The sequence below is a fragment of the Neobacillus sp. OS1-32 genome (genome assembly GCF_030915425.1).
Classification (GTDB): Bacteria; Bacillota; Bacilli; order Bacillales; family Cytobacillaceae; genus Neobacillus; species Neobacillus paridis.
In genome coordinates this window covers 2,092,226-2,115,340 of the sequence record NZ_CP133263.1, presented here as the reverse complement: position 1 = coordinate 2,115,340, position 23,115 = coordinate 2,092,226, and the positions used below count along the sequence as shown (strand labels likewise).

Here is a 23,115-nt window from a genome sequence, read left to right as displayed (position 1 = left end):
AAAACGGCAGATAAATCTGTGAAACTTGCAGATATATCGAGTTAGTCTACAGATATCATTTTCAATTCACAAAAGGAAATCAAGTATTAACAGGAATTTCTGATCATTTAGGGGGAGCAATCTATGTCAAAATTATGGGGCGGTCGGTTTACGAAGGAAACGAACAAGCTGGTAGAAGAATTCACCGCTTCGATATCGTTTGATCAAAAGCTGGCAAAAGAAGATATTGCCGGGAGCCTTGCCCACGTCCAGATGTTAGGGGAGTGCGGCATTATTCCGCTAAAGGATGCGGAAACAATCAAACAAGGTCTGCTGGCAATAAAGGAAAGGGTTGACCGCGGAGAGGTTGAGTTTCTCGTTGCGGATGAAGATATTCATATGAATATCGAGAAACTGTTAATTGAACAAATTGGTCCGGTGGGGGGCAAGCTTCATACTGGCCGCAGCCGAAACGACCAAGTGGCAACCGACATGCATCTATATTTGCGGACCAAAACAACTGAATTAATTAAATTGATTGAAGATGTCCAACTCTCGATCATCAAGCAGGCGAAGGAGAATATTGAAACACTAATTCCGGGCTATACCCATTTGCAGCGGGCCCAGCCGGTTTCTTTCGCTCATCACTTAATGGCGTATTTTTGGATGTTTGAACGAGATAAGGAAAGATTGCTGGATTCTTTGAAACGGATTAATTGGCTGCCGTTAGGCTCTGGCGCCCTGGCCGGGACCACCTTTCCAATTAATCGCGAAAAGGTCGCGGAATTATTAGGATTTGAAACGATTTATCCAAATAGTATGGATGCTGTCAGCGACCGTGATTTTATTTTAGAATTTTTGTCGATTGGTTCGATTATTATGACCCATATTTCACGCTTGTCAGAGGAAATGGTCCTTTGGTCAAGCCAGGAATTTCAATTTATTGAACTGGACGATTCCTTTTGCACCGGTTCGAGCATCATGCCGCAAAAGAAAAATCCGGACGTACCGGAGCTTTTGCGGGGAAAAACAGGGCGCACGTATGGCAATTTAATTGGTTTACTCACTGTATTAAAGGGCCTTCCGCTTGCTTATAATAAGGATTTGCAAGAGGACAAAGAAGGTATGTTCGATACGGTAGAGACGCTGGAAGGCTCCCTGAAGCTATTAGCACCAATGATCGAAACGATGACCGTCCATAAAGAGGTAATGCGCAAGGCGATCAACACTGACTTTTCCAATGCTACGGATATTGCCGATTACCTTGTTCGCAAAGGTCTGCCGTTTCGCGAGGCCCATGAGGTGATTGGAAAAATTGTCCTTTATTCAATTCAGTCCAACAAATTCTTGCTCGATTTAACCATCGAGGAATATAAGCAATTTAGCGATTTATTTGAAGAGGATATTTATCAGGTACTGGCTCCGGAACAAGTTGTCGCCGTTCGCAATAGCTTTGGCGGGACAGCACCAGAACAAGTGAAGCAGCAAATTCAATTAGCCGAGCAAAAACTGCATAAATAAACAAAATCAAACCCGCTCAATTTTGGCGGGTTTGATTTTGTGCAAGTATAATCGAAACCCTGCAAAGATTCCAAAAAACGATTAAAAGATTCACTCCGCAATTGCTTCTCTTTCAAAAAGAAACTATTGACATTGGTGGCAGATTGAGCTAATATTTTCTTTAATTATTGGAAAATTTATAAAAGTTCATATAAAACTCTTATCCAGAGCGGCGGAGGGACTAGGCCCAATGAAGCCCGGCAACCTTCAAGGTGATCCTTGAAAAGGTGCTAATTCCTGCAGATCTTAAGGATCTGAAAGATAAGAGAGGATTACCAGACCTCTTCTTATCGAAGAGGTTTTTATTTTTGAAGTGGGGTGAGGAATGGTGTCTGTTATTAAGGTAGCGATATTAGGATTCGGAACGGTGGGTGAAGGGGTTTACCGGACGATTCAATCTCATGCGCAAGAATTTACAGCTGTTCTCGGGAAAAAGGTTGAAGTCACGGCAATACTTGTAAAAAACATCCAAAAGGAAAGGAATATTCGTGAAGGTGTGCTTCTGACAACGAATTTTGAGGAAATTCTTCGGCTGCCCCAGCTTGATGTTGTAATTGAAGCCATCGTCGACAAGGAACCCACCTTTACTTATTTGAAACAAGCAATTGGCAAGGGGTGCCACATCATAACGGCTAACAAAGAAATGTTTGCGCACCATGGAAAAGAATTACTTGATCTAGCAAAGGAAAACGGTGTTTCTGTCGGCTATGAAGCAACCGTGGCCGGAGGAATTCCCGTCATTCAAACCCTTAGGCAGCTCTTAAACATTAATCGTGTATCACAAATTCAGGGAATTTTAAATGGCACTTCTAACTTCATTTTGTCCGAAATGCGTGAAAAAAAGCAGTCATTTGCTGAAAGTTTGCGCCAGGCTCAAGCAAAAGGTTATGCAGAAGCTGATCCCACTAATGATATTGAGGGTTTCGATGCCTTTTACAAGGCGATGATACTCAGCAGGATTGCTTTCGGAGAAGAGCCCGATTGGCAGACGGTTGAACGTCAGGGAATAACTGCGATCACAAGCGAGTTAATAGAGGCAGCAGAAAAATTAAAGCTGCGGTTTAAACATGTAGCCAGTATAAGCAAGGAAGACGAACAGATCATTGCGTCTGTAAAACCGATCCTGGTGGGCGACGAGAATCCCTTCTATCACGTGGAAGGTGTCGAGAATGCGGTAAATGTGCATTCCGATATTGTTGGCAGAATCACGCTGCAGGGCCCGGGAGCCGGCATGTATCCAACAGCAAGTGCGATGATTGAAGATTTGGTCTATGTTTGTCAAAGTAAACTTAACAGCCGGCAAAATATTAAGAAAACTGCTGATTGGCGAGGGCGGATGAGGAGGAAACAAAAAGACTACTGGTTGCTTCAAGGTTTTGTTGAAAAAACGAAACATCCTGAAATTACCTGGCTTGATGAGGTTACTGACAACATTTTTATCATCGAAGCTGGCAAGGAGGATTTAAAGGGCTTGGCTGTTCGGCAACCGGAGATTTGTTATTTTCAGATTCTTGGTGATGGAAAATTGCCCATTTTAAATAAACCCACAGCAACAGTGATTTAATCACTCGAAAACACAGCAAATGGAAGCATCCAAATGGCAGGATGCTTTTTCTTTTTCCAGATAAATACCCACAAACAAGCCTATGTAAAGTACAAACTGAGAATGTTCACAATTTTATCAAATATCCAACATTAATATGTTAAGAAAATGTGAAAACGGTTGTTTTTCAATAGTCCTCAAGGTATATTATAAGTGTAGCGAAGGTAGTGATAAAAATCACAAGCCTTCACTATAAGAAACAGCTAGCTGATTACCATTATCAAAAATAAAATCATTTGGAGATGATTGTAATGAAATGGTACAAAACGCCTATTGCAGCAGTTGTATGGACAGTTTTACGGATTTATCTTGGCTATCAGTGGATAACAGCAGGATTTGAAAAAATAACTGGTGGATTTGACGCAGGAGGCTTCCTCAAAGGGGCGCTTGCCAATGCAACTGGTGAACACCCGGCAGTGCAAGCATGGTATGCAGACTTTTTACAACAGTTCGCGATTCCAAACGTTGATATTTTTAATGTATTAATTCCTTGGGGAGAACTTTTAGTCGGTATTGGTTTAATCGTTGGTTTAGCTACTATTCCAGCCTTGCTTGCTGGAGCATTCATGAACCTGAACTTTATGCTGGCAGGAACAACAAGCACAAACCCAATTCTTTATACAATCGCAATGATTCTCTTATTCGCAGGTACCGGTGCTTACTACTTCGGGCTCGACCGATTCGCTGTTCCATATATTAAAGGCTACTTCAAAAAAGCTAAAGACAAGAAAATTGCAACCAATGAACGATAATAAACTTCATTAGAAGCAGGGATACCCCCTGCTTCTTTTGCTTATTTGCGATTTTTGACGCGCTGATTAGCAGCATTGGATCTTGCTTGTGCTTCAAGGTCTGCCTGGTCAGCCAGTTCTTGGGAGAATTCTACATCTATTCCGTCGGATTTCATGTTTTTTGGTACTTGTGGAAGTGTTGCTTTGTTTTTATCACGTGTTCTTTGTCCGCGTGAACGACCCATTGCGAAAACCCCTTTCACTGATGACTAATTAGAACCGATACGGTCCCGCTATTAGCTTCTGCCATTCTCAAGGGGTTCATGAATGGGAAAACTTTCAGGAAGTTGTTAAAATTATCAATTACAGCTTTGTTTTACGATCGGTAAAGCCGCCGGCACGGTCTGCCATTTTAAACTCACGCTGATACAATACCTCCTGCGTACTGGTTAACGAATATTTACCTTTTCCCATATCCTTTTTCTTTTTTCCACCCATTGTGCTCATCCCTTTCCATCATTTATTGCTACATTTCCCTATTTTTTCCTTTATCACGAGGAATGATACCATTTTTCGAAAAATTACTTTTTCAATCAGGTTTTGCCGAGAGAATATGGTAAAGTATTGTTGAGGTGACGGATATGGCCATTATTACTAAAATCACCACACAACAGAAAAACCACGATCGCTATAATATTTTCATGGATGATGGCAAAGGCGAGAAATTTGCCTTTAGTGTCGACAGTGATGTGCTTATTAAATTCCAGTTAAAAAAAGGAATGGAGCTTGATGATTTTTCCTTATTGGAAATCCAATTTCAGGACGACATTCGCAAAGCCTACCATTTAGCTGTTCAATTTCTGGCAAGACGAATTCGCTCGGAAAAAGAAATCAGAGATTATCTCCAAAAAAAAGCCATAGAGGAACCAATTATTCAAGAAGTGGTTCATAAATTAAAAAGCCAGCAATATCTCAATGATTCGGAATACGCCTTTGCATTTGTGAGAACGATGGTCAATACAACTGACAAAGGACCAGATATCATTAAGCAGGAGTTAAAAGAAAAAGGAATTGCTGAAAAAATAATCATTCAAGCGTTGGCAGAATTTCCTCCTGAGCTGCAGCTTGACAAGGCTGTGAACGTGGGGAAGAAGTTTTTCAAAAAGCCCTCAAAAGATTCATTAAAAATTCAAAAGCAAAAGCTTGAGCAGCTGCTTTACCGCAAAGGGTACTCATTTGAACTGATTCAAATCGCATTACAAGAAACGGTTCCTAAAGAAGAGACGGATGCAGAGCTTGAAGCGATCAGGCACCAGGGCGAAAAGGCACACCGTAAATATTCACAATATAGCGGGTTTGAATATCAGCAAAAAATGAAACAAGCCCTATATCGCAAAGGCTTTTCCATCGAGTTAATTGAAAAATTTTTGGCAGAAAAAAATAGCGCCGATTACTGAGATGATTTTTTCAAGATGGGTATAGACTAAAGGCAGAGTGGTCTCACTTTATTAATTGAATAAAAAAACTTATACTTGAAATAAAGCGATAATCGGGAGTGAAGCTAATGCAGCAGGAGAAACGCTACAGTGAGATGACGCATCAAGAATTATGGCAGGAAATTGCCACTCTCCAAGAAAAAGCCCGTAAAGCGGAACAGTTGGGGATGGTTAATGAGTTTGCCGTATTGGAAAGAAAAGTGCAAATGGCACGCGCCTATCTTTCAGACCCTGGACAGTTTGAACCTGGAGAAATATATGAAATTGAAGGCGCTCCGGGGGAATATTTTAAAATTGATTATATCAATGGTGTGTTTGCCTGGGGATATCGTCTTAATGGCTCCGGCAAAGATGAGGCATTGCCAATATCGATGCTAAAATGGCTAAGATAATCTGAGACAAACCAGAGAATGGATCCTCTCTGGCTTGTCTTTTTTCTCTGGCTCTGTTGAAATTATTTCCAAACTTGTGGTGATTCGTCATCACGTTCGCCTGAGGCCCGCATCCGTTCCTGTGGATGTGTATTTATGCTGCCGTCCGCTCTTGTTGATGCATATTCTGCTTTTGCCCGCGGTTCTCCCTCTAGCTTATTATTATTTTGGTTGGGGAATTTGCGTTGTTTATTTCTCATGTTTTACCTCCAAAAAGGGAATGAGAAACGTGAAGAGCAAAGCGTTCAGGTCGCATTGCTTATCACGTAAGGTTAGTATTCGCATTAATTTTTGTACTTATGTTAATAGAAATTGGCAACGGGGGTGTGTTTTTAATGAATGATTATCATGAACGATTGGCAAAATTACTGCTTGAAAAAAATGACTATCTTTCCTATTATCAAGCTCGGACATGGGTGGAATTATTATGGGAAGATTTTGAGTCATCATATGCAAAGGCAGGAGAGAAATACATGGGAAGTGAAATGACCGAGAAAATTGTCAAACAGTGGATTGAACATTATGGTGACAAGCTCCATGAATTCGTAGCCACAAATCCGAAATTCAAGCAATTTTTTGAGCAGGATAAAAATACTTTAAATTGAATCGCGTAATGACAGACATAATAGAACTTTTATCCCCAAATAAAAAAGCGGTGACTATGTGGTCACCGCTGTAAATTTTTAACTCGGAACTACTCCTAACTTTTTCCGCAGCTTTCTTTCACTATATACCCAGCCAGTATAGGAATTTATTGGCTTTAAATCAAGATCCAATTGTACTACCGCGACAAATGGGTAGTGCCCGTTGCTCCTGTATCGTAAATCAATAAATCTGACTTCATAATGATCATCATATTCATCGACTTCCCAGCGATAGACAGGTGAGAACGAAAGGAATGCCGAGATATTTTGATCCTTTTTCGCTGCTTCAATCACCGGAGTGTTGGGCACAGGAATTCGTTTAAAGCGATCAAGAATCTTTACCTCGCCATTAATTGATCTGCCGACAAAGAAGCAGTCTTCGTTCATTGCGGCGATTCGCCACTGATGGAACTTCATCGTGGGAGCAACAATGATTTCAGTGGCATCCGGAATCATCGACCTTACTTCGACCAAAACCCGCTTTTTCGTCTGATATCGTTTGAAATAATAGCCAATGATAATAAAATACATTAACAGGAAGGTAAAACCGGGATCCGCACCCATGACCCATGCAATGATTCCAAGTACATGAATCGCAAAAATAAACGGATCAAACGTATTAATCACACCAAGTGCCAGCCATTTTGAATTAAAAGGCCGCAGTGCCTGGGTGCCATAGGCATTAAAAATGTCAACAAATACATGGATAAATACGGCAGCGAACGCCCAAGCCCATAGGTGGAGCAGGTTTGCCCCAGGGAAAAACGGGTAGATAACCGCCAAGAGAACGAGCGGCCATAAAATGACAGCCGGAATGGAATGAGTGACACCGCGATGATTTCGAATGTATATCGCGTTATTCCTTAATTTTAAGACCGTATCTATGTCAGGTATTTGTGAACCAGCAATAGTAGCAATTAAAACACTAGTTGTCGTAACATGGCTGCTTGCGACTGCTGGATCCAGTGTTGCTAGACCGCCAAGTGCAATGCCCATCACAACATGAGTTCCAGTATCCAAAAATTGAGCCTCCTTAATTTCTTGTCAAAAAAGATAAAGTGAATTATCGTATATCTGTTACTTATTATATACCCTTTTCGTTGTTTGTTTATAAAAATGGGGGGAAATATTATGTTAATTGAACTAAATAATTTAAAAAAAATCAATATAAATGCTTTTCAAACGGATTTAATTTCCTGGTTTAAAAAAGAACAGCGGAACCTACCGTGGCGAAAGGACCAAGATCCCTACAAAGTATGGGTATCTGAGGTGATGCTGCAACAAACAAGAGTCGATACAGTCATTCCTTATTTCAATCGTTTTATTGATTGGTTTCCAACTATTGAAGATTTGGCAACTGCCGATGAAGAAAAAGTCCTTAAGGCTTGGGAGGGGCTGGGATATTATTCAAGAGTACGAAATCTGCAATCAGCGGTTAAGGAAGTAAAGGAAACATACGGTGGGGTGGTGCCTGACAGTCCCGAGGAAATTTCCAAGTTAAAAGGAGTTGGGCCGTATACTGCCGGAGCCATATTAAGTATTGCCTACGGTAAGCCGGAACCTGCGGTGGATGGCAATGTGATGCGGGTGTTATCACGAATTCTTTCTATTTGGGAAGATATTGCCCGCCCATCATCGCGGAAGATATTTGAACAAGCAGTTCGTGAACTTATTTCTCATGAGGACCCCTCTGCCTTTAACCAGGCATTGATGGAGTTAGGTGCATTGGTGTGCACACCAACCTCTCCTGCTTGTTTGTTATGCCCGGTTCGTGAACATTGTCAGGCATTTGATGAAGGAGTACAGTCAGAACTTCCGGTCAAAACAAAAAAAACAAAGACGCGCCAGGTGCAGTTAGCTTCGGCGATTCTTTTAGCTGGTAACGGGAAAATTTTAATTCATAAGCGACCTTCCACAGGTCTTCTGGCCAATTTATGGGAGTTTCCAAATGTCGAAATTGCTCATCCGCTGGAGGGAGAGCGAGGTCATGTGGAGCAACTCTTTAATACTGCTACAGAGTTGTCGGTAACTTTAGGAAAGGTTATCGGCCAGGTTGAGCATATCTTTTCCCATTTGCTTTGGAATATTAAGGTGTACATTGGACAAATAGATGGCACGTTCGCGGAAAGTGATGAATGGAAGCTGGTTTCGCCAGAAGAGATGGAGCAATTTGCTTTTCCAGTTCCTTATCAGAAGATGTTTCTGCTGTATCAGGAATCTTTACTAAATTAAGGAAGTCATTGGAAGACTAATAAGGCTTATTGGCGCCCGGGGCAGGAGAAAATTAGTCAAGCCGGTAACCAATGCGCCTTATTGGAGCCTGAGCCATCTAAAAAAGCACTGCCTGGGTAACCAATCACGGGTATTGGTGATTGGCACCCCTCCTCTCTCCGGTTGCCAATCCCAATCCATCAAATCAAAGCTGCAATTGCCCTGTTCCGCCGCGATTTTGAATTTCCTCCATTATCTCCCGATGAATCGTCTGCCCCTCACTATTTAAATAAGGCATGATTTGCTGTAAGGCCTGGTGAAAATACCCCAGTTCTTCATCCTTCCAATCAGTAATCGACACCATCGACAGTTCAGTCATATCGCGCCCAGAATACATAACTCGCCATCCTTTCAAATTTCTGATTTCCCATAGTTTTTTGTATATCAATTGTCTTCTATTCATGAAAAAGCTAAAATGATAGCATCACGTTTAAAAGGGGCAGGGAGTTTTATGACACAAAAAGTAGCATTAGTCACAGGAAGCAGCCGTGGAATTGGCAAAGCCACTGCCATCAGGCTGGCACAAGAGGGATATGATATCGTCATTAACTATGCAAGAAGCAAAAAAGGCGCACTTGAAACAGCTGAACAAATTGAAGCATTTGGGAGAAAAGCGTTAATTGTGAAAGCTAATGTCGGGGATGTCAGCAAGATTAAAGCAATGTTTGCCCAAATAAATGAAGAATTTGGCAGGCTTGATGTATTCGTCAATAATGCTGCATCCGGAGTTCAGCGGCCGGCGATGGAACTAGAAGAATCGCATTGGGATTGGACCTTAAATATTAACAGCAAGGCACTGTTATTTTGCGCTCAGGAAGCAGCTAAGTTGATGGAAAAAAGTGGCGGTGGAAAAATCGTCAGTATCAGCTCACTAGGGGCGATCCGCTATTTGGAAAACTATACGGCTGTCGGGGTATCGAAAGCAGCGCTAGAAGCGTTAACGCGGTACCTGGCGGTTGAATTAGCAGCCAAGAATATTGTCGTTAATGCCGTCTCCGGAGGTGCAGTGGACACCGAAGCGCTAAAATCTTTTCCAAATCGCGACGAGCTTTTAAAGGAGGCCGCCGAAAAAACACCTGCGGGCAGAATGGTGGAAATTGAGGATATGGTGAATTGTGTAATGTTCCTGCTGTCTGATCAATCCAGCATGATCAGGGGGCAAACGATCATTGTTGATGGCGGAATTTCGCTGCTCGTTTAATTTTTGATAATTTTTGGATAATCTTCACCAACAAGGGTACATTATACTCGTGGAGGTGATATCAATGGCAAAATTCAACCAACAGCCAAACAAAACTTCTGCTGGATCTAATTTCGGCACTGAATTTGCAAGTGAAACCAATGCTGCTGAGGTAAGAAAGCAAAATGCTCGCTCTGCCCAAGGAGGCGCTTCTGGATCTTTTGGCACAGAATTTGCGAGTGAAACGAATGCTTCTGAAGTAAGACAGCAAAACCAACAAGCAGAATCTAAAAAAAACCAAAACGCCGGTCAATTCGGTCAAAGCTAATTAAAACATACTTACTTAGAAGGCACTCATTCATGCATTGGGTGCCTTCTTTTTTGTTAGATTTCATTGAATGAAATCGCCAAATTGACATCTAGCAGTTGAGAATCACTTCACTGATTGTTATAGAATTCCAAGATCTTTAAGGTTCGACAAAACTTTTCTTCAGAATACAGAACTAGTCAAAGGAAATGACCTAATTTTAAAGAATACATATATGAACTATTATTAAGGCGGTGAGGAAGATGAATGATTTTAACCGACTGGTTTCCGAACAGATGGCGACGATGGACAAATTATTGTTTCTTCAAGCAGAGCTGGAACGCTGTCAAGAAGTTGAAGCGGAACTTCTGAGTTTGCAAAATGAAACGGATCTTGATAATATCCAAGCGGAAATTCAGCGGATGAAAAATGAATTAAAAGAAATCCAAACCATTTTTGAAAAACAAACAGAAGATGTCATTAATTCCTACCGGGATATGAACTTAGTACCATCAAGTTGAAATACGAGATTTTTACAAAGAGCCGTAGGAATTATGGCTCTTTTGTTTTAAATTCTGTCTGCAACCGTTATAATGTTAATAAGAAAATAGGAATTTTCTTTGTTGCCTTTTATCATTTTTTGGCAGTAATAGGTTGCAAAGCGTTCGGAAATGAAGGTAGGGGAGATAATGGGCGTACCCATCGAAGGTGAACCAGTACAAATACATAGCTATAAACACAATGGGCACATCCATCGCGTCTGGGAAGAGACAACCGTTTTGAAAGGATCGGAGAAACTGGTGATTGGCGCTAATGACCGTACTCTGGTGACAGAATCAGACGGCAGGACTTGGATTACAAGGGAACCGGCCATTTGTTATTTTCATTCGCAATACTGGTTTAATGTGATTGGCATGATTCGCGAAGATGGCATTTATTATTATTGTAATCTCAGCTCACCATTTGTTTTTGATGGCGAGGCAGTGAAGTATATTGATTATGATCTAGATATCAAAGTGTATCCCGATATGACCTTTAATCTGTTGGATGAGGATGAGTACGAGCGTCATCGCCGTGAAATGAATTATCCAGAGGTTATTGATCAAATATTAAAGCGGAATGTTGATAAACTTGTCCAAATGATTAGACAGCGAAGTGGTCCATTTGCAGCGGATTTTATCGATATTTGGTATGAGCGTTATTTAACGTACAGACGGTAGTGGACAAGGACAGAGCAAAGCAAAAAAACGGTTCATTTCAAAAAATAGTGATTATGCAAACTCTCGTACAGTAATGCTTGGCTCTGTTCACCGCATGTTTTTAATCGCCTGTTGACTGCGATCAACAGGCGTTTTTTAATGAAATAGATAGTAGGGAGAGGGGGCTGCAACATGGATAGTATTCGCAGATATCTTACATTTGTCAAACCTTATCGTTGGCAAATTGTTGCGACCATTATCATTGGAATTATTAAATTTTCCATTCCGCTTATTCTTCCGATGTTAATTAAGTATGTTGTCGATGATATTGTGCAAAATCCCAATTTAGTTGCCAACGAGAAAATAGATAAATTATTGGTCATCATGGGGATTATGATTATCGTTTTCGTTATCCTTAGACCGCCAATTGAGTATTACCGCCAATATTTTGCCCAATGGACTTCCAATAAAATTCTATATGATTTGCGTAACGTCTTATATCAGCATATCCAAAAGCTAAGCTTTAAGTATTATGCCAATACCCGTGCAGGTGAAATCATTTCGCGGATTATTAATGATGTAGAGCAGACGAAAGCTTTTGTGGTTACCGGGTTAATGAACCTTTGGCTGGATATGGCTACAATTATTATTGCGATTATTCTTATGTTTTCATTGAATGTAAAGCTGACACTTATTTCGATTGCACTTTTTCCGCTATATGCCTTTTCGATTCGCTACTTTTTCGGAAATTTACGGCGCTTAACAAGGATTCGTTCCCAGGCTTTAGCAGGGGTCCAGAGTTATTTGCATGAACGTGTCCAAGGGATGCCGGTCATAAAAAGCTTTGCGATTGAAGAATACGAGCAAACCCGGTTTAATAAAGCAAATGATCACTTTTTGGAAAAAGCACTGAAGCATACAAGCTGGAACGCTAAATCATTTGCTGTCGTAAATACGATTACGGACATTGCCCCGTTACTTGTCATCGCCTATTCTGGTTATCTGGTGATTCAGGGCAATTTGTCCTTGGGGACGATGATGGCCTTTTATGCTTATATTGATAAGCTTTATAATCCGCTGCGGAGACTAGTCAATTCCTCCACAACAATCACGCAATCATTTGCTTCGATGGATAGGGTTTTTGAACTAATGGATGAAAAGTATGATATCGTGGATGCCCCCGATGCAGTGGAGTGCCGGCAGGTAAACGGAGATATTTCATATGAAGGGGTTTCTTTTTCCTATAACGAAGGAGAGGAGGAGGTTTTAAAGGATATAAATATCGATGTGAAAAAAGGGGAAACGATTGCCCTTGTCGGCATGAGCGGCGGTGGCAAGTCCACGTTTGTCAGTTTGATCCCGCGATTTTATGATGTGACGGTGGGGAGAATTCTGCTGGACGGCCTCGATATCCGCAAGTTTAAAGTGCAGTCATTACGGGATAAAATTGGTGTTGTCTTCCAAGATAACATTCTTTTCAGTGATTCAGTAAAGGAAAATATTTTACTGGGAAAACCGGGTGCATCAGAAGAAGAGGTCATTCGAGCAGCAAAGGCCGCCAATGCTCACGAATTTATTTTACAACTTGCAGATGGCTATGATACGAAAGTCGGGGAAAGAGGGGTTAAGCTTTCCGGAGGGCAAAAGCAAAGAATTGCGATTGCCAGAGTCTTCTTGAAAGATCCGCCGATTCTAATTTTAGATGAGGCGACGTCGGCACTTGATTTAGAAAGTGAACACTCGATTCAAGAATCTCTCGACAGATTGGCGAAAGACCGGACAACCTTCATTGTGGCGCATCGCTTGTCAACGATTACACATGCAGACCGAATTATTTTAATCGAACACGGCCGGATTGTCGAAACAGGGACACATGATGAGCTGATGGAAAAACAAGGGAAATACTACGGATTATTTCAAGTACAGCAATTGAAGCAGGGAGAAACCGAAGCAGGATAAGCTGGCTTCGGTTTCTCTATTCTTTGTTGTCCGCTTCGACTGATATTTCATTGTGATGATAAGAATGAAAGCTGGTAATCAGTGTGTCAAGATGTTCCACCTGTTCGCCGTAATCAATAATCGAGGCGATAATTTGCATCATGTGATAAATATGCGGTTCTTGAGCTTTTCCGGGTAATTGCTGTTGGTAAGTTAAATAGAATTGAAATAGTTCATCTTTATTCAAGTACATATTTTCATCGGAATACGGCGCCGGTGTCGGGATTTTTCCAATGAACCGCAGCATTAATTGTTCATGATGATACACTAAAGAATCCAGCTGTTCTTGAATCGATTGCTTAAAGTTTTCCGGAAGCTGGAGCAATTCATTTTCATATCGATGAATCCGTTTTAACGTATCCAGCGCTTTTCTTGCCGTAATGGTCATTTGGCGATAAACCACGAGCTTGCGCGACTTTTCCAAATCGTTCTTTTTAAAAAGCTGGCGCTCTTCCTTGTACATTTTATAAAACTGCTCCATGGCAAGAATGTTTTCCTTGAGTTTTTTAATATCTGCCTTTAACAGTTGATGATCATAATCATGGCGGATGCTTAACCGGATCCATTTGACCATTTCTTCCGTTGTGCTGACGATTTTTAAATAAAGCTTATTTTCATATTTAGGCGGCATAAACACGAGATTGACAATAAACGCGGAGAAAACGCCAATCATGATCGTCGAAAAACGAATGCCGGCGAATTGCATAAAGTTCATATTGGTTGTTTCCATGATCGAAATCAGCGTTACCAGAGAAAGGCCAATCGTATTCTCCAGCTTGAGTTTCAGATGAAGGGTTATGACGATGATGGCAGCTAGTCCAATAACTATAAAATGATTTCCTAGAAACAGAACAAAAAGGACAGCGAGAATGGCGCCAATCACGTTCCCTTGTATTTGTTCAATAATCGTTAGATAGCTGCGGTAAATGGTTGGCTGAATCGCGAAAATGGCAGCAATGGCGGCAAACACTGGTGATGGCGAATGCAGCAGCTGAGCCAAGTAAAGCGATAAAACAATAGCTATTCCCGTTTTAAAAATGCGGGCCCCTAACTTCATTTTCTCTAATATCCTTTCAATAATAGGTCTTTATCCATATTTGAGCAGAGGTGATATAATCGTACACTTAAATTAAAACATATCACCAAGAGAAATTATATGAACAAAATTCAAATTGTTGCAAGTTATCTGGGGAAATAAAACAATAGCCTCAGATTTAAGAGAATTGAATAAGTGGTCTTGTTATCCAAAAGCAAGCAAATAAACCGCAGTCAGTAGATCATTTATGCTAAACTATTTCTTTAGATATGTATCTGGAGGTACAAATATGAATGCTATTGAAGTAAAAAATTTGCGCAAAGAGTTTAAAGCATATTCCAGCCGCTCCGGACTGAAAGGCGCGTTCCGCGATTTATTTACAAGAAATTATAAAGTGGTTCCGGCTGTTAACAATATCAGTTTTTCCGTTAGCCAGGGTGAAATGGTGGGCTACATTGGTGAAAACGGGGCAGGTAAATCAACGACCATTAAAATGCTGACTGGCATTCTGACGCCGACCTCGGGAGATATCCGTGTTAACGGGATGAACCCGCACAAAGAACGGGAGAAATTTGTCCGCACGATTGGCGTCGTTTTCGGCCAGCGTTCGCAGCTATGGTGGGATATTGCTGTTCAGGAATCGTTCCGGCTGTTAAAAAAGGTCTATAAAGTAACAGACGAGCAATATGACGATCATATGCAGCATGTGATTAAAACCTTGGACATTGAGCCGCTTTTGGACAAGCCGGTTAGGAAACTCTCTCTTGGCCAGCGGATGAGATGTGAGCTGGCGGCAGCCCTGATTCATAATCCGCCGCTGCTTTTTTTGGATGAGCCGACGATTGGTCTCGATGTGCTGGTAAAGCTGAAGATCCGCGAATTCTTAAAGGAAATCAATCAGAAATACAACACGACGATTCTCCTGACTACCCACGATTTGTCTGATATCGAAGCATTATGTGAACGGGTGATCATGCTTGATGAAGGTAAGGTTATTTACGATGGGGCCCTGCATCATCTGAAGGAAAATCTCGCCGACGGAAAAGAGTTGCATTTTCAATTTCTTGAGCAGGTTGATCTGCCAGCAGTGAAAAAGTTAACCAGCGGCATGCCTGTTAAGTGGGATCTTGATGAAAAGGAGCAGGTGTTTATCGCGAACCTTGAGAATGACGATCTTTTAATTTCTCAAGTGATTGCTATAGTCGTGGCCGCGTTTAAAATTAAGGATATTAAAATTAATGAGACCTCTACGGAGGAAATCATTCGCAATATCTATGAAAAGGGTGCGGTTGAAGTTGGATAAATATATCGAAATGATTCGCATCCGTTTTTTAATGATGCTTGCTTATCGGACGAATTATTATACAGGAATACTGATTTATAGCATTAATATTGGTGCCTATTATTTTTTATGGACGGCGATTTATGCTGGCAAGGAGGAAATTCAGGGTTTATCCGTTAGTCAAATGACTGCCTACGTGGCGATTTCCTGGATGGCGCGGGCGTTTTATTTTAATAACCTTGACCGGGAAATGGCAATGGAAATTATGGAAGGAAAGGTCGCGGTTGAATTAATTCGGCCGTACAATTACCTCGGAATGAAAACGATGGAGGGGCTGGGAGAAGGAATTTTTCGGTTGTTTTTATTTTCGCTGCCCGGACTTGTGATTGTCTACTTGATATTTCCGATTCATTTTACCTGGGATTTAAGTGTCTGGGGTTTATTTGCCCTTTCCATTTTATTAAGCTTTTTTATTAACACAGAGCTGAATTTATTAACTGGGATTACCACCTTTTTCCTCTATAATAATGCCGGCCTCATTCGGGCGAAGCGGGTGATTATTGATTTGTTTTCTGGATTACTCCTGCCGATCAGCTTTTTCCCGGGCTGGGTCCAGTCGATCATGAAATTTCTGCCGTTTCAAGGAATCAGCTACGTGCCGAGTATGATTTTTACAAAAGGTTTTTCACATCAAGAAGCATGGGCTGCCATCGGCCAGCAGTTTATTTGGGTGGTAATATTAATCCTGCCGATCCAATTGCTGTGGTATATTGCCAAGAAACAGCTGATCATTCAAGGGGGATAAAGACGTGTTTTATCTAACAATGTTTTTTCAATATATTTCTCAATATGCCAAAACAAGATTGCAGTACCGCGCAGATCTGTTCGTGGAATTTTTATCAGATTTAATGTCCCAGGCGATTAATCTTGTGTTCATTTTGGTTGTGTTTGGGCATACAAAATTACTTGGAGGCTGGAGCCGGGATGAAATTATTTTTATTTACGGCTTTTTTCTCGTCCCGTATGCCGTTTTCTCCGCGTTTTTTAACATCTGGAATTTTAATGAGCGCTATATCGTTAAAGGGGAACTGGACAGGATTTTGACAAGGCCGATCCACAGCCTGTTTCAAATCATCCTGGAGCAGATAGAGCTGGAATCTTTGTTAGGTGCTGTTACCGGAATCGCTGTCATGGTTTACGCCGGCAGCAGGTTGGGGTTAGAGGTAACATGGTATGATCCGTTTTTATTTTTCATTTTTGTCATCGGTGGAGCCTTGGTGTACGGCGGCATCTTTGTGATGCTGGCCTGTATTAGCTTTTGGGCTGACGCCAGAACCTCGATTATGCCAATGATGTATAATATCAGCAATTACGGCCGCTATCCGGTCAATATTTATAATAAATTAATTCGTTTTGTCCTGACATGGATTTTGCCGTTTGCCTTTGTCGGTGTCTATCCAGCCTCCTTTTTTCTTGGCAAAACGGAATGGTATTGGTATGCATTTTTAACACCGCTAATAGGCGTCGTCTTTTTCAGCTTATCGATCGTTTTATGGAATCATGGAATAAAAAAATACCGTGGAGCAGGGAACTAAGCAGGTGTGAGGGAACCATTGTCGCGTAAATTTAACTAAGCCTCATGAAAAAAGGACTCGCCAGTCGGCAAGTTTTCATTTAATTGGCCAAGCTGGCATAGAAATAAAGTATCTCCCTATCATTAGAGGTGATCTGTATTGATCTTTTTCCTGCTGCCAATCGTGATTTTTTGTATCTTTATGAGCATCCGCTTACTGTTTATTCCAAATACGATTAAAGGAAAATTAGTGTCTATCGATAATTTCTTTTATTTATGTACGGTTTACTTAACAATTATCATTGGATTCGGCCTTATTTATTTAATACTTTACTTAATGGAGATGCCTGTACTCATCGAGGTCAATGAGGCTGGTCGCTACAACGTTTTTGAAACGAGTTTTTATTTCAGTACGATGATGTTATTTTCAGTTGGGAATGGGGACGTCATCCCTCAAGGTATCGGCAGGTTTATTGCTGCGATTGAAGCGCTCATTGGCTATACTCTGCCAGCAGCCTTTGTAGCCAGAGTGATGTTTGAACGCGATAAGTAAGCAGGAAAGTTGTTTAGAAACGAAACTTTGGTTAGGCTATGGATAGGAATGATTTTCAAAGTGGAGTGATAAAAATGACAGTAGAAATTGGAAAACAAACACCTGATTTTACCTTAGAAGCTCATAATGGAGAAAAAGTAACATTATCGAATTTAAAAGGAAAAAACGTTGTCCTTTATTTTTATCCAAAAGATATGACTCCGGGCTGCACAACGGAAGCTTGTGATTTTCGTGATCAATTTGATCAATTTGATGATGTAAATGCAGTTATTCTAGGTGTCAGTCCAGACCCGGTCGAAAAGCATCAAAAGTTTGTTGAAAAACATGGACTGCCATTTCTTCTGTTAGCCGACACAGATCATCAAGTGGCTGAAAGCTACGGGGTTTGGAAGTTGAAGAAAAACTTTGGCAAAGAATATATGGGTATTGAAAGGTCAACTTTTATTATTGATAAGGAAGGCGTTCTAGTAAAGGAATGGAGAAAAGTTAAAGTGAATGGGCATGTCGAGGAAGCCTTAAGCTACATTCGGGAAAATCTATAATATTTTCAAGCCTATTTTTGAAGGAAAAGGCATTTGTCCAATGCAAGTGAGCATGTTTTGAATATCATTTTATTAGGGCATACCTCCTCAGATAGAATTTTGGGTCCTTACAGGGCCCCTTTTTTTATGTCTAAAACGGTGTCGTAAATAGCTGAAACTTTTCTTTCTTCATAAATCAATGGTATGATAAAAAAGATTTTACAATGGAACTGGATGAATACTGTTGATTGAAAGAGGTGTTCTAAATGAAAATTTATACAAAAACAGGAGATAAAGGGACTACTTCACTCGTCTATGGGCAAAGAGTTGCAAAAAACGATATACGGGTAGAAGCATATGGAACCTGTGATGAAACGAATTCGATGATTGGACTGGCGTTAAGTTATTTAAATAAGGAAAACTTTCAAGAAAAAGAAATAATTGAGAAAGTTTATCATAAAATACAAACAAATCTTTTCCATGTAGGAGCAGAATTGGCTACTCCTAAAGGTAAGGAAGTCAAATGGTCACTTAAGCCCGAAGATATTGAAGAATTGGAACGATATATCGATGCATGGGATCAAACACTGCCGCAGTTAACTAATTTCATTTTACCTGGCGGCCATCCTTCAGGGGCTGCTTTCCACGTCGCAAGAACAACCGCAAGGAGAGCAGAAAGATGTGCAGTGGCGCTTGGAGATGATGTCAACCCACTAGTTCTGGCCTATTTAAACAGGCTGTCAGATTTGCTGTTTGTAACCGCTCGCTATGTAAACCAACTGCTTGGTGCTAACGAAAAAACATTGCATTCATAAACGATATTACAATATTGACAAAAGTACTAATTTCCTAGTAAACTAATTATAACAATTATAATCTAATAATATTTTTTAGAAAAGAGGTGCATGGCGATGAATCAGCTAAAAGAAGCGTTGGAAACTCTTAAGGATACTGGAGTAAGAATTACTCCACAACGTCATGCGATACTTGAATATTTAATAAACTCAATGTCACACCCCACTGCAGATGAAATTTACAAAGCGTTGGAAGGAAAATTCCCTAACATGAGTGTGGCAACAGTTTACAATAATTTACGAGTATTTCGTGAAGTTGGCCTTGTAAAGGAATTAACCTTTGGGGATGCTTCCAGCAGGTTTGATTTTGTTACATCAGAACATTATCACGTTATTTGTGAGCATTGTGGGAAAATTGTTGATTTCCATTATCCCGGCTTAGACGAGGTGGAGCATTTGGCCGCACATGTGACAGGGTTCAAGGTGGATACTCATCGTTTAGAAATTTACGGTACATGTCCGGATTGTGCAGGGAAAGAGGTACACTAATTGCCTACCACTTCAAATAAGGGTGACTTAACTTTTTGGCACTTTAAAGCCAATAGTTAAGTCACCTTTTTTTATTTTTTATAAGATTTCTTATTATATTTTTCATCAAACTCCTTACCGACAAGATCCCGGTCGAGGGTTAATGGCTCACGGCAGTGCATGCACATATCCACTTTGCCCAGCATTTTTGTTGGTTTCCCACAGTTGGGACATTTCACCTGAATGGCCTTGGTTGAGAGCATCCCAATCCAAAAATATACAATCGTACTTGAAATAATAAAAATAAGTCCCAATATCATAAAAATGGTCATAATAATGGGAGAGGTACGAAAATAAACCCCAATGTACATAACAATAAATCCAACAAAGACTAAAGCGAGCGCGAAAGTGCGAATTTTATTAATTTTACTCGAATATTTTGCCATCTGTCTCTCCTCCTAGAGAAACTATACCATATTTATTTAAAAGTGAGAAAAAGAAACAGCATCTTGTGGAATGTCGAATTTTGACTTATTTTTTAGAAGGAGATTTATCATTATTGTCGAACATATATTGCTAACATGAAAAATGGAGGTATCATGGATGGAAGATATTCTTCGGCCTATTTATCAAGAAAGAGCAAGCCAATTGAATACATTAGGGGTTTTATTGGTAGAAAAGAAGGAAAAGACAACGCTCACAACAGACTCTTTTGATGTTGTCCTCTTAATTATTGTCAAAGAAGCAGAAAATCCGGTATTTATAAAACATTATACGTATGATCAAAAAAAAGCCGCGATGCATGTTATTTCAGAAGCACAGCTTGAGGAATGGCTTTTATTAGGAACAAACCGTAAGATATTTGAATGGCTGCATCATGCGAGAATTATTTTTGATCGTAACGAATATGTTGCTAAATTAAAAACAGAGCTGGAGGAATTTCCATTTCATGGTCGAAAAATCAAGATGGGTCTGGAATTTGCAAAATTAATCCGCCGCTATGTTGACGGTAAGACACTTTTTGAAAACAAACAATTTTTAGATGCATACAATCATGTCGTTCATTCATTGCACCATCTGGCCAGACTAGCGGTGATTGAAAATGGACTGCATCCAGAACTTACGGTTTGGCGTCAGATAAAACAAATTGAGCCGGAAATTTATAAATTATATGAGGAATTGGTTAATAGTGAAGAGACACTTGAGCAAAGACTTGAATTGTTATTCCTCGCTAGTGAGTTCTTAATTCATTCCAGAACGGAAATGGGATCAGCCCATTTAATTAAAGTGTTAAGTTCAAAGGAATACTGGATGTACAATGAAATGTTAAATGAAGAGGAATTAAGACCATACTCTGTTGATCTGCCAGTCCTACTCGAATATTTAATTGAGAAACATGTGCTAGAAGTAGTTAATGTCGAAACAAAAGGCCAAGGAGTCTACCATCGCTGTTATCGGGTAAATAAAAAATTATCGTAAAAAAGTATTGACCAGGATCAAAAAACTTGGTATATTAATAACCGTCGCTGCGAAACATCAAAAGAAGTTTTCGTAGACGGCGGTTGAAAAAAAGTGTTGACATTGCGAAGCACTTTATGATATATTAAGTAGGTCGCTTTTGAGCGATTAAGATCGTTCTTTGAAAACTAAACAAACAAAAACGTCAACAAACAATAATATTCATTTTTTAAACGAGATGAAGCCAACGTTAAATTTTATGAGCTATTTCAACTCAACTTCATTGGAGAGTTTGATCCTGGCTCAGGACGAACGCTGGCGGCGTGCCTAATACATGCAAGTCGAGCGAATCAAGAGGAGCTTGCTCCTCAAGGTTAGCGGCGGACGGGTGAGTAACACGTGGGCAACCTGCCTGTAAGACTGGGATAACTTCGGGAAACCGGAGCTAATACCGGATGATTCTTATCTACACATGTAGATAAGCTAAAAGACGGCGCAAGCTGTCACTTACAGATGGGCCCGCGGCGCATTAGCTAGTTGGTGAGGTAACGGCTCACCAAGGCGACGATGCGTAGCCGACCTGAGAGGGTGATCGGCCACACTGGGACTGAGACACGGCCCAGACTCCTACGGGAGGCAGCAGTAGGGAATCTTCCACAATGGACGAAAGTCTGATGGAGCAACGCCGCGTGAGCGATGAAGGCCTTCGGGTCGTAAAGCTCTGTTGTTAGGGAAGAACAAGTATCGGAGTAACTGCCGGTACCTTGACGGTACCTAACCAGAAAGCCACGGCTAACTACGTGCCAGCAGCCGCGGTAATACGTAGGTGGCAAGCGTTGTCCGGAATTATTGGGCGTAAAGCGCGCGCAGGCGGTCCTTTAAGTCTGATGTGAAAGCCCACGGCTCAACCGTGGAGGGTCATTGGAAACTGGGGGACTTGAGTGCAGAAGAGGAAAGCGGAATTCCACGTGTAGCGGTGAAATGCGTAGAGATGTGGAGGAACACCAGTGGCGAAGGCGGCTTTCTGGTCTGTAACTGACGCTGAGGCGCGAAAGCGTGGGGAGCAAACAGGATTAGATACCCTGGTAGTCCACGCCGTAAACGATGAGTGCTAAGTGTTAGAGGGTTTCCGCCCTTTAGTGCTGCAGCTAACGCATTAAGCACTCCGCCTGGGGAGTACGGCCGCAAGGCTGAAACTCAAAGGAATTGACGGGGGCCCGCACAAGCGGTGGAGCATGTGGTTTAATTCGAAGCAACGCGAAGAACCTTACCAGGTCTTGACATCCTCTGACACTCCTAGAGATAGGAGGTTCCCCTTCGGGGGACAGAGTGACAGGTGGTGCATGGTTGTCGTCAGCTCGTGTCGTGAGATGTTGGGTTAAGTCCCGCAACGAGCGCAACCCTTGATCTTAGTTGCCAGCATTCAGTTGGGCACTCTAAGGTGACTGCCGGTGACAAACCGGAGGAAGGTGGGGATGACGTCAAATCATCATGCCCCTTATGACCTGGGCTACACACGTGCTACAATGGATGGTACAAAGGGCAGCGAAGCCGCGAGGCTAAGCCAATCCCATAAAACCATTCTCAGTTCGGATTGCAGGCTGCAACTCGCCTGCATGAAGCCGGAATCGCTAGTAATCGCGGATCAGCATGCCGCGGTGAATACGTTCCCGGGCCTTGTACACACCGCCCGTCACACCACGAGAGTTTGTAACACCCGAAGTCGGTGGGGTAACCGTAAGGGGCCAGCCGCCTAAGGTGGGACAAATGATTGGGGTGAAGTCGTAACAAGGTAGCCGTATCGGAAGGTGCGGCTGGATCACCTCCTTTCTAAGGATAATAAGAGTTGACGTTTCTTGTTTGTTTAGTTTTGAGGGAACAATCCTCTCGTTAAGTTTGCTCCTGCGCCGTAGTAGTTCGAGGAAGTAACTTCTCAGCTCGTCGCAAGGCAGCTTGAAGCAAAACTAAGAA

27 protein-coding genes, 1 rRNA gene and 1 riboswitch are annotated in these 23,115 nt (G+C 41.3%); of the genes, 21 read left to right on the top strand and 7 right to left on the bottom strand.

Annotated elements, in window-relative coordinates; all coding sequences use genetic code 11:
• The first annotated feature begins 123 nt into the window (after positions 1 to 123).
• From argH to RCG24_RS10755, 3 genes are all read left to right on the top strand, one after another.
• Positions 124 to 1,500, top strand: coding sequence for an argininosuccinate lyase (gene argH, locus RCG24_RS10765; RefSeq protein WP_308079053.1), 1,377 nt, complete (start codon positions 124 to 126; stop codon positions 1,498 to 1,500).
• Between the two features lie 196 nt (positions 1,501 to 1,696).
• Positions 1,697 to 1,807, top strand: a riboswitch (SAM riboswitch).
• Between the two features lie 57 nt (positions 1,808 to 1,864).
• On the top strand, positions 1,865 to 3,103 hold the full coding sequence (locus RCG24_RS10760) for a homoserine dehydrogenase (protein WP_308079052.1): 1,239 nt from the start codon (positions 1,865 to 1,867) through the stop codon (positions 3,101 to 3,103).
• 290 nt (positions 3,104 to 3,393) lie between these two features.
• Positions 3,394 to 3,894: a DoxX family protein gene (locus tag RCG24_RS10755; RefSeq protein ID WP_308079051.1), complete on the top strand. Its 501-nt coding sequence runs from the start codon at positions 3,394 to 3,396 to the stop codon at positions 3,892 to 3,894.
• 41 nt (positions 3,895 to 3,935) lie between these two features.
• Here RCG24_RS10755 and RCG24_RS10750 read toward each other — a convergent pair whose 3' ends face one another.
• A complete protein-coding gene (locus RCG24_RS10750) occupies positions 3,936 to 4,118 on the bottom strand; it encodes a YfhD family protein (protein ID WP_202654856.1) in 183 nt (60 codons plus the stop codon).
• A gap of 118 nt (positions 4,119 to 4,236) precedes the next feature.
• Positions 4,237 to 4,371, bottom strand: a complete 135-nt coding sequence (locus RCG24_RS10745; RefSeq protein WP_202654857.1) for a YfhE family protein — start codon at positions 4,369 to 4,371, stop codon at positions 4,237 to 4,239.
• Between the two features lie 143 nt (positions 4,372 to 4,514).
• Between RCG24_RS10745 and recX the strand changes: the two genes are divergently transcribed.
• Together recX and RCG24_RS10735 are read left to right on the top strand one after the other, a co-directional pair.
• On the top strand, positions 4,515 to 5,330 hold the full coding sequence (gene recX / locus RCG24_RS10740; RefSeq protein ID WP_308079050.1) for a recombination regulator RecX: 816 nt from the start codon (positions 4,515 to 4,517) through the stop codon (positions 5,328 to 5,330).
• A 107-nt stretch (positions 5,331 to 5,437) separates the two neighbouring features.
• Positions 5,438 to 5,761 carry a YfhH family protein gene (locus tag RCG24_RS10735; RefSeq protein ID WP_202654859.1) on the top strand — a complete coding sequence of 108 codons (324 nt, stop codon included), beginning with the start codon at positions 5,438 to 5,440 and terminating at the stop codon, positions 5,759 to 5,761.
• A 62-nt stretch (positions 5,762 to 5,823) separates the two neighbouring features.
• On the opposite strand, the gene RCG24_RS10730 is transcribed toward RCG24_RS10735, so the two are convergent.
• Positions 5,824 to 6,000, bottom strand: a complete 177-nt coding sequence (locus RCG24_RS10730; RefSeq protein ID WP_202654860.1) for a small, acid-soluble spore protein K — start codon at positions 5,998 to 6,000, stop codon at positions 5,824 to 5,826.
• A gap of 135 nt (positions 6,001 to 6,135) precedes the next feature.
• On the opposite strand from RCG24_RS10730, the gene RCG24_RS10725 reads away from it, so the two are divergent.
• Entirely contained in the window at positions 6,136 to 6,405 is a 270-nt protein-coding gene (locus RCG24_RS10725; RefSeq protein WP_202654861.1) for a YfhJ family protein, read from the top strand.
• 78 nt (positions 6,406 to 6,483) lie between these two features.
• On the opposite strand, the gene RCG24_RS10720 is transcribed toward RCG24_RS10725, so the two are convergent.
• Entirely contained in the window at positions 6,484 to 7,464 is a 981-nt protein-coding gene (locus RCG24_RS10720; RefSeq protein WP_202654862.1) for a metal-dependent hydrolase, read from the bottom strand.
• A 111-nt stretch (positions 7,465 to 7,575) separates the two neighbouring features.
• On the opposite strand from RCG24_RS10720, the gene mutY reads away from it, so the two are divergent.
• A complete protein-coding gene (gene mutY / locus RCG24_RS10715; protein WP_202654863.1) occupies positions 7,576 to 8,676 on the top strand; it encodes an A/G-specific adenine glycosylase in 1,101 nt (366 codons plus the stop codon).
• Between the two features lie 184 nt (positions 8,677 to 8,860).
• Here mutY and RCG24_RS10710 read toward each other — a convergent pair whose 3' ends face one another.
• The gene (locus RCG24_RS10710; RefSeq protein WP_308079049.1) at positions 8,861 to 9,052 is read right to left on the bottom strand and encodes a hypothetical protein; all 192 of its coding nucleotides are present in this window, start codon (positions 9,050 to 9,052) and stop codon (positions 8,861 to 8,863) included.
• Between the two features lie 114 nt (positions 9,053 to 9,166).
• On the opposite strand from RCG24_RS10710, the gene fabL reads away from it, so the two are divergent.
• From fabL to RCG24_RS10685, 5 genes are all read left to right on the top strand, one after another.
• On the top strand, positions 9,167 to 9,916 hold the full coding sequence (fabL, locus tag RCG24_RS10705; RefSeq protein ID WP_202654865.1) for an enoyl-[acyl-carrier-protein] reductase FabL: 750 nt from the start codon (positions 9,167 to 9,169) through the stop codon (positions 9,914 to 9,916).
• Between the two features lie 64 nt (positions 9,917 to 9,980).
• Positions 9,981 to 10,223, top strand: a complete 243-nt coding sequence (locus tag RCG24_RS10700; protein WP_202654866.1) for a gamma-type small acid-soluble spore protein — start codon at positions 9,981 to 9,983, stop codon at positions 10,221 to 10,223.
• A gap of 242 nt (positions 10,224 to 10,465) precedes the next feature.
• A complete protein-coding gene (locus RCG24_RS10695) occupies positions 10,466 to 10,723 on the top strand; it encodes a YgaB family protein (protein WP_202654867.1) in 258 nt (85 codons plus the stop codon).
• 168 nt (positions 10,724 to 10,891) lie between these two features.
• The gene (locus RCG24_RS10690; RefSeq protein ID WP_202654868.1) at positions 10,892 to 11,422 is read left to right on the top strand and encodes a nucleoside tri-diphosphate phosphatase; all 531 of its coding nucleotides are present in this window, start codon (positions 10,892 to 10,894) and stop codon (positions 11,420 to 11,422) included.
• 171 nt (positions 11,423 to 11,593) lie between these two features.
• Positions 11,594 to 13,360 carry an ABC transporter ATP-binding protein gene (locus tag RCG24_RS10685; RefSeq protein ID WP_308079048.1) on the top strand — a complete coding sequence of 589 codons (1,767 nt, stop codon included), beginning with the start codon at positions 11,594 to 11,596 and terminating at the stop codon, positions 13,358 to 13,360.
• Positions 13,361 to 13,376: 16 nt separating this feature from the next.
• Here RCG24_RS10685 and RCG24_RS10680 read toward each other — a convergent pair whose 3' ends face one another.
• Positions 13,377 to 14,456, bottom strand: coding sequence for an FUSC family protein (locus RCG24_RS10680; RefSeq protein WP_202654870.1), 1,080 nt, complete (start codon positions 14,454 to 14,456; stop codon positions 13,377 to 13,379).
• A gap of 268 nt (positions 14,457 to 14,724) precedes the next feature.
• On the opposite strand from RCG24_RS10680, the gene RCG24_RS10675 reads away from it, so the two are divergent.
• From RCG24_RS10675 to perR, 7 genes are all read left to right on the top strand, one after another.
• Entirely contained in the window at positions 14,725 to 15,738 is a 1,014-nt protein-coding gene (locus RCG24_RS10675) for an ABC transporter ATP-binding protein (RefSeq protein ID WP_202654871.1), read from the top strand.
• A complete protein-coding gene (locus tag RCG24_RS10670) occupies positions 15,731 to 16,522 on the top strand; it encodes an ABC transporter permease (protein WP_202654872.1) in 792 nt (263 codons plus the stop codon). The genes RCG24_RS10675 and RCG24_RS10670 overlap by 8 nt, the downstream gene beginning before the upstream one ends.
• A gap of 4 nt (positions 16,523 to 16,526) precedes the next feature.
• A complete protein-coding gene (locus RCG24_RS10665) occupies positions 16,527 to 17,312 on the top strand; it encodes an ABC transporter permease (protein WP_308079047.1) in 786 nt (261 codons plus the stop codon).
• Positions 17,313 to 17,492: 180 nt separating this feature from the next.
• A complete protein-coding gene (locus tag RCG24_RS10660) occupies positions 17,493 to 17,843 on the top strand; it encodes an ion channel (RefSeq protein ID WP_308079046.1) in 351 nt (116 codons plus the stop codon).
• Positions 17,844 to 17,917: 74 nt separating this feature from the next.
• Positions 17,918 to 18,385, top strand: a complete 468-nt coding sequence (gene bcp, locus RCG24_RS10655) for a thioredoxin-dependent thiol peroxidase (protein WP_202654875.1) — start codon at positions 17,918 to 17,920, stop codon at positions 18,383 to 18,385.
• A gap of 245 nt (positions 18,386 to 18,630) precedes the next feature.
• On the top strand, positions 18,631 to 19,179 hold the full coding sequence (locus RCG24_RS10650) for a cob(I)yrinic acid a,c-diamide adenosyltransferase (RefSeq protein ID WP_202654876.1): 549 nt from the start codon (positions 18,631 to 18,633) through the stop codon (positions 19,177 to 19,179).
• A gap of 90 nt (positions 19,180 to 19,269) precedes the next feature.
• Entirely contained in the window at positions 19,270 to 19,707 is a 438-nt protein-coding gene (gene perR, locus RCG24_RS10645) for a peroxide-responsive transcriptional repressor PerR (RefSeq protein WP_202654877.1), read from the top strand.
• A gap of 71 nt (positions 19,708 to 19,778) precedes the next feature.
• Here perR and RCG24_RS10640 read toward each other — a convergent pair whose 3' ends face one another.
• A complete protein-coding gene (locus RCG24_RS10640; RefSeq protein WP_202654878.1) occupies positions 19,779 to 20,132 on the bottom strand; it encodes a YgzB family protein in 354 nt (117 codons plus the stop codon).
• 157 nt (positions 20,133 to 20,289) lie between these two features.
• Between RCG24_RS10640 and RCG24_RS10635 the strand changes: the two genes are divergently transcribed.
• Entirely contained in the window at positions 20,290 to 21,165 is an 876-nt protein-coding gene (locus tag RCG24_RS10635) for a nucleotidyltransferase-like protein (RefSeq protein ID WP_202654879.1), read from the top strand.
• 259 nt (positions 21,166 to 21,424) lie between these two features.
• A 16S ribosomal RNA gene (locus RCG24_RS10630) occupies positions 21,425 to 22,974 on the top strand.
• Positions 22,975 to 23,115: the final 141 nt, after the last annotated feature.